The organism is Veillonella faecalis (assembly GCF_024677885.1).
In the GTDB taxonomy this organism is placed as follows: domain Bacteria; phylum Bacillota; class Negativicutes; order Veillonellales; family Veillonellaceae; genus Veillonella; species Veillonella nakazawae.
The window spans coordinates 295,007-308,823 of sequence record NZ_JALBWL010000001.1; the positions used below are offsets into that span (position 1 = coordinate 295,007).

The following is a 13,817-nucleotide window of genomic DNA, read 5'->3' on the forward strand; positions in this document are numbered from 1 at the left end:
TACGTATGTTCATGGGAGAATATAATCACACCATTGATACAAAAGGGCGGATGATTATACCCGCGAAAATACGTGAACAACTAGGCGAAGTATGCATTGTTACTAAGGGCCTAGATAACTGCTTAGCTATTTACACCGAAGAAGCGTGGAATAAAATTTCTACAGCTTTACAATCACAATCCTCCACTAAAGCTAGCGTACGTGCCTTAAAACGTTTTGTTTTTGGTAGTGCTGCTGAGCTTGAGTATGATAAACAAGGTCGTGTCCTCATTCCTGTACCACTACGTGAATATGCGAGCCTTGATAAACAGGCCGTTATTGTCGGTGCTGGGGATCACGTTGAAATTTGGAGCCGCGAAAAATATGATTACTATGATGATCAAGTGGCTGAAAGTATGGAAGAATTAGTCGAAGGGCTTGAAGGGATTATGTTATAGGAGGCTATGATGGAATTTAATCATACCAGCGTACTTTTACGCGAAACGGTGGACTCCGTCGTAACTAATCCAAAAGGCATTTATGTGGACTGTACCCTTGGTGGGGCAGGACATGCGCACGCAGTGGGCGAAATGCTTGACCCAGAAGGCATGATAATCGGTTTAGATCAAGATGAAGATGCATTGAGCGTAGCTCGACAGCGTCTATCTGATTTAAAGTGTCAGGTGTTAACGATACCGACAAACTTTTCTGACTTAAAGGAAGCCCTTCAAAATGAGGGCATCTATGAAGTAGATGGTTTTATCTTTGATCTTGGCGTATCAAGTTATCAATTAGATACACCAGAACGTGGCTTTTCATATATGAATGATGGTCCACTTGATATGCGAATGGATAAGGAAGCACCATTAACAGCAGAGGAAGTTGTTAATGAATATGATGCTGAAGCACTATTGCAAATTATCCGTGACTATGGTGAAGAACGATGGGCTAAGCGGATTGTTGAATTCATCGTTAATGCACGTCAAGAAAAACGAATAACCACTACTGGTGAGTTAGTTAGAATTATTAAACAAGCAATACCTGCGAAGGCGCGTCAAGATGGACCGCATCCGGCAAAACGGACGTTCCAAGCCATTCGCATTGAAGTAAATAGAGAATTAGCTATCTTGCATGATAGTTTTGTAGATGCTGTATCCATGTTGAAACCAAAGGGGAAAATTGGGGTTATCACATTTCACTCCTTGGAAGATCGAATTACAAAACAAACTTTCAAAGAGTTGAGTACAGCATGTATATGTCCTCCAGAACTACCGATGTGTGTATGTAACCACAAAGCTGTTGTGAAGGCGAAGAATAAGGCTATAGAGCCAAGTGCAGGGGAGATTGAGGTTAATCCGAGGGCTAGAAGCGCGAAGTTGCGCGTAGCCGTCAAGTTGTAGAATTGGAAGGGGTTAGTGTTTATGTTAGCGAGAAAGGCTGTTGTGGGCCAAGTAAAAAGCGATGTGTTGGTCGCTTCACAAGGGAGAAAACGTAGTGCAAGTGTGGCTCTAGATTTGAGTCCTATGATGTGGCAAGTTGTATATGGTATTGCTGCATTGGTTGCATTTTTGCTTATTATGATGGTTATGAATGCGTACAGCACAAAATTGGGCTACGAAGTAGTTAAAACACAGCAAGCTGTAGTACAATTAACAAAAGATAATGATGCTTTGGATGTTGAAGTGGCTTCCTTAAAGTCTCCCGTTCGTATCCAGCAAATCGCAGAACAACAACTAGGGATGGTTTTGCCTGATTCTTTTGTTTATAGCACAAAAAGCGCTGTTACTGAACGCACTGTACAAGAGAAACAGCAAATTATAGACTAGCAGGCAAAGCAGCTCGTATTGGGCTGCTTTCCTTTGCGTGTAAAGGAGATTGTATATGAAACAATTACAAGATATAGTAAATACTTTGCAAACAACGCATGTAGAAGGTAATACAGCTGTTGAAGTATTAGATATTACAGCTGATTCTCGTGCTGTAAAAGTAGGCAGTTTATTTATTGCTTTAGATGGTGCCACTGTAGATGGTCATAATTATGTAAATAAAGCTGTTGAAGCTGGCGCAGTAGCAGTACTTGTATCTAAACCAGTAGAGGTAAGTGGTGATGTTTGTGTTATCACTGTAGAGGACACTCGTAAAGCTATGATGGCATGTGTGCCGTATTTCTTTGATTATCCAGCAAATTCCATGCGTATGATTGGTGTTACTGGTACGAATGGTAAAACGACTACAACGCATATGATTCGTCATATTTTGAAAGCTCAAGGTCATAAAGTGGGCGTTATTGGTACTGTTCATATTATGATTGGTGATACAACATATCCAATTCATAATACGACACCTGATGTAGTGGATTTGCAACATATTCTTCATCAAATGGTAGAGGAAGGTGTTACACATTGCGTAATGGAAGTTTCTTCACACGCATTGGCATTGGGGCGAGTTTCTGGTGTTGAATATGATACAGCGGTATTTACAAACTTAACACAAGATCATTTGGACTTTCACAAGACCTTTGAAAATTATTTGGCAGCTAAGTGTAAATTATTTGAACAAGTTAGCGAGCCTAATCAAACTAAATCTGGCAAAGGGGCTATCATTAATATCGATGACGAATATGGTCATCGAGTAATTGAGAAAACAACGGCACCTATCATTACTTACAGTATTGATGGTAAAGGTACGTTGAATGCTCATGATGTAGAAATGACACCTAAGTCTAGCCGTTACACTGTCTCTTATGATGGCCATGACTATACAGTAGCCATGAATACCACAGGTTTATTTAATGTATATAATACTTTGGCTGCTATTGGTGCTTGTCTATTAGAAGGCATATCTATGGAAGATATCGATAAAGCATTGAAAACATTTAGCGCTGTACCTGGTCGCTTTGAGTTAATCGAAGAAGGTCAACCATTTGCAGTTGTTGTAGACTATGCACATACACCGGATGGTTTAGAAAATATTTTACAAACTGCAAAGGCTATTCAAGAAAATCGCATTATCGTAGTCTTTGGTTGTGGTGGTGACCGAGATGCGACAAAACGCCCTATCATGGGTCGTATTGCTGCACAATATGGTGATGTAGTATATGTAACATCTGATAATCCTCGTACAGAGGATCCTGTACAAATTGTGAAAGATGTAGAAGTAGGCGTTAAAGAAGGCCTTCGTGAAGGCTCTCATTATGAAGTAATCGTTGATCGTCGGGAAGCGATTCAACATGCAATACAAAATGCAAAACCTGGGGATATTGTACTAATTGCTGGTAAGGGGCATGAGGATTACCAAATCTTGAAGGATAAAACGATTCATTTTGATGATCGTGAAGAGGCGCGAGCAGCCCTCAAGGAGATCTAATATGGCAGAATTTACATTGTCTCAAGTGGTAGACGCCACAGAAGGGACGAGTACACATACCGACAATATTAAGTTCTTAGATGTATCTACTGATACAAGAACGATTGAATCAGACTTTTTGTTTGTAGCCTTAAAAGGGGATACCTTTGATGGTCATGATTTCATCAACACGGCTATTGAAAAGGGCGCTACAGGTGCAATCGTAGAAAAAGGTCGTGCCGTAAAAGGTATCGCATGTATCGAGGTTGAAAATACCTTGGTAGCGTATCAGAATTTGGCTCGCTATCATCGCCGTCGCTTTGATATTCCTGTAGTGGCTATAACTGGTTCTTCTGGTAAGACTACAACAAAGGAAATGGTGGCCGCTGTACTTGGTACAGAATTTAATGTTTTGAAAACTGAAAAAAACTTTAATAATGAAATTGGTTTGCCAAAAACATTGTTGCGCTTAACTGCAGAACATCAAGCATGTGTCGTAGAGATGGGCATGCGTGGCCTTGGTCAAATTGAAGAGCTTGCATTAATTGCGGAACCAACTATGGGCATTATTACCAATGTTGGTACTAGCCATATTGAGTTGTTAGGCTCTCGTGAAGCCATTGCACAAGCTAAAGGTGAATTAATTCGTTGCTTGCCAGAAAATAGTGTAGCGATTCTTAATGAAGATGATCCATATGTTAAGGCTATGGATAGCCTGGCTAAAGGTAAAACTATTACCTATGGTATTGAACGCAATGCTACATGTATTGGCAGTCATTTGCGTTATAAAAAAGACGGTATTAAGTTTACTTGCAAATGTTATGACGAAGTTTTCGATATCTTCTTACCTATGATTGGTGAACACAATGTATATGATGCATTGGCAGCAATTGTAGCTGGTCGTGTTTTGGGGATTAAATCCAACACCATTCGCAAAGGCTTAAGCGAGTTTACAGGCACTCCTATGCGCCAAGAGATCGTACCATTTGAAGATATTGTTATCTTAAATGATGCATATAATGCAAATCCTTCCTCTATGGCTGAAGCGATTAAAGCATTAGGTCAACTAGAAGGTAAACGTAAAATCGCTATGCTTGGTGATATGCTTGAGCTTGGTGATTATACTGAACAAGCGCATCGTGAAATAGGTCAATTGCTTGCTGAAGAAGGTTATAGTGTAGTATTCACATTTGGTGATGCTGCGGCCTTCATCGCTAAGGAAGCAAAAAAAGCAGGTTTAACTACATTCCGTTGTAATAGCCATTTAGAAATGGCTAATGCCTATAGCGATATTCGTGAAAAAGGGGATGTTATCCTTGTCAAAGGTTCCCGAGGCTTGCGAATGGAACGGGTTGTTGAAGAGTTAAAAGATCGAGAATAAAAGGTTACGGCTAGTTATATCTAGCCGTCATCTGTTTATTAATGAGTAGAGGGTTCATATGATATATCATATTCTATTAGCCTTTGTAGTGACCTTTATCATTACAGTAGTGCTAGGTAAAATTGCTATTCCTATGTTGCGTTCTTTACACGCACAACAAAGTATTCGTGAAGAAGGTCCAGAAAGTCATCAAGCGAAAGCGGGTACGCCAACAATGGGTGGTGCTTTCATGATGATCGCCCTTGTTCTTGGTGTCGCTATTTTCGCACCATGGAATGTAGGTACAGGCATGTTATTGTTTTTAACATTGGGCCATTGTTTATTGGGCTTCTTTGATGATTTTGTAAAAGCCGTTAAAAAACGTAATCTTGGCTTAACAGCTAAGCAAAAATTGCTAGGTCAATTTATTTTGGCGGCCATATTCTGTTACTGTATTACTGAAATTATGGTTATTCCTACCACATTGTGGATTCCTGTAGCAGATATACATCTTCAATTAGGTTGGGCTTATTATGTTTTGGCGTTTTTAATTATCGTAGGTGCTACGAACGCAGTAAATCTTACGGATGGTCTTGATGGATTAGCTAGTGGTACCTCTGCTGTAGCTGCCATTGCTTTCTCCGTGATTGGTCTTATGGCTGCATCTACAACAAATTCTATTGGTGCTGAAAGCGTTGCTTACTTTGGCGCCATTGTAGCCGCTGTTTGCCTTGGTTTCTTGGTATACAATGTAAACCCTGCGAAGGTGTTCATGGGGGATACTGGATCCTTAGCTTTAGGTGGTGCTTTTGCAGCTATGGCTATTTTGACTAAAACAGAATTGCTACTCGTTGTAATTGGTGGCATTTTTGTTATGGAAGCATTGTCCGTTATTATTCAAGTTATATCCTTTAAAACTCGTGGTGTGCGCGTATTTAAAATGAGTCCAATTCACCATCATTTTGAGTTGTCTGGTTGGGCTGAACAAACTGTTGTTAATCGCTTCTGGTTTGGTGGCGCTGTATTAGCTGTTATTGGCGTCGTTTTAGCGACTATAACTTTGTAAGATAATACTTAACGGAACACGCAAATAATGGTATGCTTATAAGATAGGAATACATTGTTTTTGTTGATAATTTAGGTGATATAGATGGAATACGGAGATAAACATATACTTGTTCTTGGCGCTGGTGCCAGCGGTATAGGCGCATCTTGGGTATTAGCTCAAGTTGGGGCCCATGTAGTGTTAAATGATTATAAGCCTGTTACACTGCCTGCAGATGAGGAAGAAAGACTTGTATCAGCAGGTGTAGATATTATTACAGGTCGTCAAGATGAATCCTTGCTAGATGGCGTGGATCGCATCGTTATTTCTCCAGGTATTTCTCTAGATATTCCCATTGTAAAAGCCGCTCAAGCTCGTGGTATTGATGTGGTTAGTGAAGTAGAAGTAGCTTATGAGTTATCTAAATCACCAATTGTAGCCGTTACAGGTACAAATGGTAAGACCACTACTACAACATTATTAACTAAGGTATTGGAAGGAACTGGAAAGCCAGTTCGCGTTGGTGGCAATATCGGCGATTCTCTTAGTGAAGTAGCTTATTCCATGCCAGCAGATGGTTTTTTGGTAGCTGAGTTATCTAGCTATCAATTAGAAACAATTAAGTATTTTAGACCGATTGGTGCTATTATGCTTAACATTACACCAGATCATTTAGCTCGTCATAAGACAATGGAAAATTATATTGCTGCGAAGGAACGCATCTTTGAAAATCAATTGAGTACAGATTTTATGGTGCTTAATATTGATGATCCTATTGTAGCAGACATGAAACATCGTGCACTTAGCCATATCCTTGAAATTAGTCAACATCAAGTGGTTTCAAATGGTGCTTACTATGATAAAGGACAATGTTATGTAACAAAGAATGGTACAGCAACATCTGTTATTGGTAGTGCTGATATCCACATTCCAGGTAGCCATAATATTGAAAATATTTTAACTGTTATCGCTTTAGCTTATGCGTTAGGTGTGCCGGTAGAAACCATTCATCGTATTATAAGCGAGTTCCATGGTGTTGAACACCGATTAGAACGAGTTAAAACTCTTGATGGAATTACATTCTATAATGATTCTAAAGCTACTAATGTAGATTCTGTTGTAAAAGCATTGGAATCCTTTGATCAATCCGTTATTTTATTAGCTGGTGGTCATGATAAAATGACTCCGTTAGAAGACTTTATGCAGCTTGTTAAAGATCATACAAAAGCTGTTATCTTTATGGGGGAAGCGGCGGATCGATTTGAAGCTGCTGCAAAAGAGGCTGGTGTTCAGCCTATTTATAGAGCTTCATCTATGAAAGATGCTGTAGAACAGGGTTATAAATTGGCTACCCAAGGTGATATTGTATTATTATCGCCAGCTTGTTCAAGTTTTGATTGGTATAGCTGTTTTGAAGAACGTGGCGATGATTTTAAAAACTGTGTTCATATGTTGCAAGAAGGGAGACACCATTAATGAAACGTATCATTATTTCAGGTGGTGGCACTGGTGGACATATATACCCAGCAATAACTATATATAAGGAAATTATGAAACAGAACCCTGATGCACAGGTTTTATATGTAGGAACGGAAAGGGGCTTAGAGGCTACCTTAGTGCCTAAAGAAGGCATTGAATTTACTACATTACCTGTACAAGGTTTGCAACGTAAATTATCTTTTGGTACGTTGGTGACGTTAGGCAAGACTGCTTTTTCTCTTGTGAAAGCTAATGCAATCATTTCTAACTTTAAGCCTGATGTAGTTATTGGTACGGGTGGTTATGTTTGTGGTCCTATTCTTATGGCCGCAGCATTGCGCAATATTCCAACGTTGATACAGGAACAAAATGTCATTGCAGGCATTACAAATAAAATTCTAAGCCGTTTTGTTGATGTAGTCGCTATGGGCTACAAGGATGCAGAATCATCTTTTTCAAAGGCAAAACGCGTAGTATATACTGGTAATCCAGTACGTCCTGATGTATTAGTTGATACTAGGGAAGATGGACGTAATTATTTTAATTTAAGTGATGACACGTTCACCGTTCTTATAGCTGGTGGTTCTCGTGGGGCGAGAACTATCAATAATGCTATGATAGATGTACATAAGCATTTTCAAGGAACAGATGGAATTAAATTAATCCATATTACAGGGGATGGGGAATATCAATCTGTGTTATCTCAGCTTGGTATTACCGATGGTGATGGTTTAGGTAATTCCTCATTGATTTTGCCATATTTACACGATATGCCAAAAGCATTAGCGGCAGCTGATTTAGCAGTCTTTAGGTCTGGTGCTATCGGTCTTGCTGAACTAGCAGTTCGAGGTATTCCGTCTGTATTGGTACCATATCCATATGCAGCGGAAGATCATCAAACCTATAATGCCCGTATTTTTGTTCAAGAAGGGGCAGCGCATATGATTGTTGATCAAATGTTAAGTGCCCATGATTTGATAGGGGAAATTGAAATGTTTATGGCCAATCGTGATTTATTGTCACAAATGGGAGAACGAGCGCTGCAGTTAGGTAAACCTAATGCAGCTCATGATATTGCAAAATTAGCATTATCTATTGCAAAGTAACAAGGAGAGGTTTTATGTTAGACGGTATTCATAAGATTCATCTTATTGGTATAGGTGGGTCTGGCATGCGTGCTATAGCGAATATTTTAATTCAAAAAGGTTATGACGTATCTGGTTCAGATGTAGCTGATTCTGCAGTTATTGAAAAGTTCAGAAATATGGGCGCTACAGTTCATATTGGCCATAATAAAGATTATGTAAAAGGCGTTGATGCTGTAGTTCGTTCTACGGCTATTCGCGAAGATAACCCTGAAATTGTAGCTGCTAAAGAGCAAGGTATTACAATTTTACACCGTTCCGATATTGTAAAAGCTGTGTTAGACGTAACAGATGGCATTGCAGTAGCTGGTGCTCACGGTAAAACTTCTACTACATCCATGATTGGTCAAATTTTAGTAGAAGCAGAAGCTGATCCAACAGTTATTATCGGTGGTGAAGTAGATTATTTAAAAGGTAGTAGTTGCCTTGGTAAAGGCCATTTCTCTGTAGTAGAAGCAGATGAAAGTGATGGGTCTTTTTTGAAACTACGACCACATACTATTGTTATTACTAACATTGAAGATGATCACATGGATCACTACAAAACAATGGATAATTTGTTAAATGCATTTTGTGAGTTTGTCGAAACGTTACCAGAATCTGGCAAAGCAATCGTATGTGGAGATAATGAGAATATTCGTTATGTTATGAGCCGTGTAAATCGTAATTTCATTACATATGGCTTAAGTGATAATAATGACTATGTAGCTAAAAATATTCACTATGTAGACTCTACTTTGGTCTATGATGTATACCATAATGGTGTGAATGTTGAGCGCATTCGCTTACGAGTTCCTGGTGATCATAATGTATTGAATTCGTTGGCTGCCTTTGTTGTTGCTCATGATTGCTGTGGTGTAGAAACGCGCACCATTACTAAAGGTTTAGGTAAGTTTATCGGTGCAAAACGTCGTTTCGAAACAAAAGGTCACGTAGCAGGTGTATGGGTTGTTGATGACTACGCTCATCATCCTACAGAAATTAAAGCAACATTGAAAGCAGCAAAAGAGTTGGAAAAACATCGTGTTATCTGTGTATTCCAGCCACATCGCTTTACTCGCACAAGCTTGTTAAAGGATGAATTTGCTACTGCTTTCACAAGCGCTGATGAAGTATATATGACAGATATCTATAGCTCTGGTGAAGATCCAATCCCTGGTATTGATGGCAATACGATTCCAAATGCTATTAAAGCGGCCACAGGTCAAGATGTAAATTATGTACCATCTGTTGACGATTTGCCTGAGGTATTAGCGAAAGTAGTAAGACCTAATGACCTAGTTATCACCATGGGGGCAGGTTCTATTAATCAATATGGGCCAAAATTATTAGCTATATTGGAGGAAGGCTTACAATGAAAGATAAAAAAATAATCGTATTAATGGGCGGTCCTTCCAAAGAGGCTGAGGTATCTCGTCGTACTGGCGCTGCTATTGCAGAAGCACTTGAAAGTAAAGGTTATAATGCCCAAACTTTAGAACTCAATCCGCGCACTGTATTAAAAGATATTGAAAACTTAGGTGGCGAGGTTGTATTTAATGCAATTCATGGTCGTTATGGCGAAGATGGTGCGTTGCAAGGCCTATTAGAAATGGCTGAAATTCCATACACTGGGTCAGGTATTATGGCTCATGCAGTAGGTATGAATAAAAAAGTAAGTAAAGATGTATTTAAAGGTGCCAATATTCCGACTGCGACATCCGAGTCCTTCAATGGTAATCTTGAATCTGCAGAGACTATTATTGAACATATCCGCAAAGATTTTACAATTCCAGTAGTTGTAAAATCTGCCACTCAAGGTTCTAGTATTGGGGTTACTATTGTTCGCGATGAAGCTCAGTTAGAAGAGGCTGTAACGGAAGCTCTAAAATATGACCCTATTCTTGTGGTAGAACAATTTCTTGATGGTCGTGAATTTACAGTATCTGTTTTAGATGGTAAAGCATTGTCTGTTATTGAAATTCGTCCACATTCTGGTGAATATGATTACAAGAGTAAGTACACTGTTGGTGCTACTGAGTATTTAGTGCCAGCGCCTATTAGTGCAGAAATGACTGCTGAAATGCAACGCATTGGGGAACTTGTGTATCGTGAAGTACAAGGCAGTGGGGTAATTCGTGTTGATGTTATGACAGACCATGCAGATAATATGTATGTTCTTGAATATAATACTGTGCCTGGTATGACCGCAACATCTTTAGTACCAAAAGCAGCAAAAGAAATGGGAATTGACTTCCCAACATTATGTGAAAAAATTCTATTAACAGCTAGTATAGGGAAATTTTAAGGGCTAATAGAAGATAAGGAGTTAACTATGGATGATAAGCAAAACCATCCATCCAACTCTGGGGAGATGCAGTCTTCTACACCTGTTCGTGATGAACGGGCTGTATTTAGAAAACGAGTGTTAAAAATCGGTGGTGCAGTTACTCTCGTGTTGGTGGGGTTGTTTACACTACCTATTCCTTTTGGATCCTTAAAAGTTACTGGATCGGATAAGGTAACTGTACAAGATGTAATGGTAGCTGGTGATATTCATGAACCTGTTAATATATTGCAGATTAGTACAGAAAAATTAAAAACTAGATTATCGAAAGATTTACGTGTCGAAGAGGCTCAAATTAGCTATCAGTTGCCACTGACAATGGTGGTAAATGTAGTAGAACGCAAGGCAGTTGCAGTCGTACCGGCCCAGTTTGGATACTTAACCCTTGATAGTAAGGGACAAGTGATCGCATCTGAGCCAGCTATACAAGACACATCTGTTCCTATGATTTCTGGTGTGAAAGCTGGAAATATACTATTAGGTGATACGGTAGTAGATAAACCGATATTGGCGGCTCTTGAATATTTGAACTCACTCGATGAGGAGACATTCAAGAATATTGCAGAGGTTAATATTGGAGACCCTGATGCGATAATGGCATATACTGTATCAGGTGTACAGATTCGACTGGGCGATGGCAAAGACTTAGCTAAAAAAGCAGAGCTAACTCAGTCGATGTTACAAGATATTAAAAAGACACATGGTAATGTACAGTATATAGATGTTAATGTTTCATCGCCGTACATTAAAACCGATGTGATGCCGGAAGTTAAAAAGCATCAGAATGGAGCACCGACTACAGAAAATTCATCTACTAAGAAGGATGATAAAAAACAAGATAGATAAGGTCATGTTGAATATAAAGGTAGATGATTGTCGTGAGACACGAACGGTGGGCAATTGCCATAGTCAGCTGTATATTAGGGTTCATGGTTGTTACCCAATATAAGATGACTCAAGATAATATAGAAGAAAATATTCGCTTACAACGAACTGGCGATTTGGCGGTACAATTGAGAGAGGCCCAGAGTGAACGTGATGCTTTGTTAAAGCAAATTGAGTCACTAAAAAAATCTGGTGCCAATGGCGGTGGTAAAGCTGATGAACAGCTCATGATGAAAGCGGCTTTAACTAATGTTAAAGGGCCGGGCGTTAGTGTGTTGATTGAAGATAGCTTAAAGCCTGTACAAAGTGGAGAAAACCCAAATTTGTATGTAATTCATGATGAAGATATTCTAAGAATTGTTAATGAATTACGGGCTGGTGGGGCTGAAGCGATAGCTATTAATGATCAACGCCTCATAGGAACGTCTGAAATACGATGTTCAGGCCCGACTATTACTGTAAATGGGAAGGTCTTTGGAGCTCCCTTTACGGTGAAAGCTATTGGAGATCCAAAGACATTAAATTCTGCGCTCACTATGCGCGGTGGTGTAGTAGATTCACTTAAACATTGGGGAATAAAGGTAACTATAAAGCAAGAAGAGGATGTAGCCATTCCTGCTTTCACAGGTACTTTTAGAGAAGAACATATGAAGCCTAATGAGTTAGGAGGTAAAGAATGAATATCTATATCTTTGCCATCATTGGCCTAATTATAGGGGCTATCTTAGGATGGATAGCACCACTTCATATCCCCGCTAGTTATTCGAACTATACTTCGGTAGCTGTTCTAGCAGCTTTAGATGCAGTATTTGGTGGCAGTCGAGCAGCATTGGAAAGAACCTTTGATCTCAGTAACTTTGTCATTGGGTTCTTTTCAAATATGGTATTAGCTGTTATTCTTGTATATGTTGGTGATTTAATAGGTATTAACCTATACTATGTGGCCCTTATTGGATTTGGGTTACGTGTATTTATTAATGTAGGCGCTATACGCAAAATAATTATGACTAAGCGGTTCTAATAAATCCCATTCTATATAGTGGAAAGTTTTCAAATTTTAGTGTAAAATAAATGTAATTGTTATAAGATAGTCAGTATATAAATCGATACATTGGGACGTATATTGATACAATAGATAACGATAAGAGGAGGAAGTTCAATGTCTGATTTTGCAAATATTAAAGTTATCGGTGTTGGTGGCGGCGGTAATAACGCTGTTAATCGCATGGTAGATAGCGATCTTAAAGGTGTTCAATTCTTGTCTGCTAATACAGAAAGCCAAGTGCTTGAATTGTCTAAAGCGGATGTAACAATTCAAATCGGTGAAAAAGTTACTAAAGGCCTTGGTGCTGGTGCTAACCCACAAATCGGTGAAGAAGCAGCTCAAGAAAGCCGTGAAGAAATCATTAAAGCTCTTGAAGGTGCTGATATGGTATTCGTAACTGCTGGTATGGGCGGTGGTACTGGTACTGGTGCTGCTCCAATCGTAGCTGAATGTGCTAAAGAAATTGGTGCATTAACAGTAGGCGTTGTAACTAAACCTTTCGCATTTGAAGGTAAACGTCGTCGTGCACAAGCAGAAAAAGGCATTGAGTTCTTGACTCAAAAAGTTGATACAATTATCGTTATTCCTAATGACAAATTGTTACAAGTTGTAGATAAAAAATGTTCTTTGAGCGATGCATTCCGCACAGCTGATGATGTACTTCGTCAAGGTATCAAAGGCATTTCTGATTTGATTCAAGTTCCTGGTTTAATCAACCTTGACTTTGCAGACGTAAAAACTATCATGACTGAACAAGGCGAAGCTTTGATGGGTATTGGTATTGGCGAAGGTGAAAACCGCGCTGCAGATGCTGCAAAAATGGCTATCAATAGCCCATTGTTGGAAACTTCCATCGATGGTGCTAAAGGCATCTTGCTCAACATTTCTGGTAGTGCAAACTTGAGCTTGTTCGAAATCAACGAAGCAGCTGAAATCATTTCTGAAGCAGCAGATCCTGATGCAAATATCATCTTTGGTTCTGTTATCGATGAAAGCTTGGGCGATAAAGTTCAAATTACAGTTGTGGCTACTGGCTTTAATTCTAATACAAAAAGCGTACCAGAATTCGGTAAAACAACTACTACATCTCGTCCAGCATCCACTACAACAACAACTAACAGCGGTATCCCAGATATCCCTGTATTCATGAAACGCTAATTTATAGAGTGTATAATCAAGACATTCGTAAATAAGTAACTTAGTAAGAC

14 protein-coding genes are annotated in these 13,817 nt (G+C 39.2%); all 14 read left to right on the forward strand.

Translation table 11 applies throughout. The features are described from left to right. Positions 1-5: 5 nt before the first annotated feature. The 14 genes from mraZ (at position 6) to ftsZ (ending at position 13,767) form a co-directional block, all read left to right on the forward strand. The gene (mraZ, locus tag MOQ65_RS01315; protein ID WP_156718998.1) at positions 6-437 is read left to right on the forward strand and encodes a division/cell wall cluster transcriptional repressor MraZ; all 432 of its coding nucleotides are present in this window, start codon (positions 6-8) and stop codon (positions 435-437) included. A 9-nt stretch (positions 438-446) separates the two neighbouring features. Beyond that, positions 447-1,379: a 16S rRNA (cytosine(1402)-N(4))-methyltransferase RsmH gene (gene rsmH / locus MOQ65_RS01320; protein ID WP_060924201.1), complete on the forward strand. Its 933-nt coding sequence runs from the start codon at positions 447-449 to the stop codon at positions 1,377-1,379. Between the two features lie 21 nt (positions 1,380-1,400). Next, complete coding sequence (gene ftsL, locus MOQ65_RS01325) at positions 1,401-1,805, forward strand: cell division protein FtsL (protein ID WP_060924202.1); 405 nt, start codon at positions 1,401-1,403, stop codon at positions 1,803-1,805. A gap of 55 nt (positions 1,806-1,860) precedes the next feature. Then, on the forward strand, positions 1,861-3,345 hold the full coding sequence (locus MOQ65_RS01330) for a UDP-N-acetylmuramoyl-L-alanyl-D-glutamate--2,6-diaminopimelate ligase (RefSeq protein WP_257846426.1): 1,485 nt from the start codon (positions 1,861-1,863) through the stop codon (positions 3,343-3,345). Between the two features lies 1 nt (position 3,346). Further along, entirely contained in the window at positions 3,347-4,705 is a 1,359-nt protein-coding gene (locus MOQ65_RS01335; RefSeq protein ID WP_257846427.1) for a UDP-N-acetylmuramoyl-tripeptide--D-alanyl-D-alanine ligase, read from the forward strand. A gap of 58 nt (positions 4,706-4,763) precedes the next feature. Beyond that, positions 4,764-5,750 carry a phospho-N-acetylmuramoyl-pentapeptide-transferase gene (gene mraY / locus MOQ65_RS01340; protein WP_024065462.1) on the forward strand — a complete coding sequence of 329 codons (987 nt, stop codon included), beginning with the start codon at positions 4,764-4,766 and terminating at the stop codon, positions 5,748-5,750. Positions 5,751-5,834: 84 nt separating this feature from the next. Continuing rightward, complete coding sequence (gene murD, locus MOQ65_RS01345) at positions 5,835-7,205, forward strand: UDP-N-acetylmuramoyl-L-alanine--D-glutamate ligase (RefSeq protein WP_257846428.1); 1,371 nt, start codon at positions 5,835-5,837, stop codon at positions 7,203-7,205. After that, complete coding sequence (murG, locus tag MOQ65_RS01350) at positions 7,205-8,314, forward strand: undecaprenyldiphospho-muramoylpentapeptide beta-N-acetylglucosaminyltransferase (RefSeq protein WP_257846429.1); 1,110 nt, start codon at positions 7,205-7,207, stop codon at positions 8,312-8,314. Before murD ends, murG begins: the two co-directional genes overlap by 1 nt. Before the next feature lie 14 nt (positions 8,315-8,328). After that, complete coding sequence (murC, locus tag MOQ65_RS01355; protein ID WP_257846430.1) at positions 8,329-9,711, forward strand: UDP-N-acetylmuramate--L-alanine ligase; 1,383 nt, start codon at positions 8,329-8,331, stop codon at positions 9,709-9,711. After that, a complete protein-coding gene (locus MOQ65_RS01360; RefSeq protein ID WP_257846431.1) occupies positions 9,708-10,640 on the forward strand; it encodes a D-alanine--D-alanine ligase family protein in 933 nt (310 codons plus the stop codon). Before murC ends, MOQ65_RS01360 begins: the two co-directional genes overlap by 4 nt. Before the next feature lie 27 nt (positions 10,641-10,667). Then, a complete protein-coding gene (locus tag MOQ65_RS01365) occupies positions 10,668-11,525 on the forward strand; it encodes a cell division protein FtsQ/DivIB (protein WP_024065457.1) in 858 nt (285 codons plus the stop codon). Between the two features lie 23 nt (positions 11,526-11,548). Beyond that, positions 11,549-12,244 carry a DUF881 domain-containing protein gene (locus MOQ65_RS01370; RefSeq protein WP_024065456.1) on the forward strand — a complete coding sequence of 232 codons (696 nt, stop codon included), beginning with the start codon at positions 11,549-11,551 and terminating at the stop codon, positions 12,242-12,244. Next, positions 12,241-12,585, forward strand: a complete 345-nt coding sequence (locus tag MOQ65_RS01375) for a small basic family protein (protein WP_005386246.1) — start codon at positions 12,241-12,243, stop codon at positions 12,583-12,585. The genes MOQ65_RS01370 and MOQ65_RS01375 overlap by 4 nt, the downstream gene beginning before the upstream one ends. A 138-nt stretch (positions 12,586-12,723) precedes the next feature. After that, complete coding sequence (ftsZ, locus tag MOQ65_RS01380) at positions 12,724-13,767, forward strand: cell division protein FtsZ (protein ID WP_156718992.1); 1,044 nt, start codon at positions 12,724-12,726, stop codon at positions 13,765-13,767. The last annotated feature ends 50 nt before the right edge of the window (positions 13,768-13,817 follow it).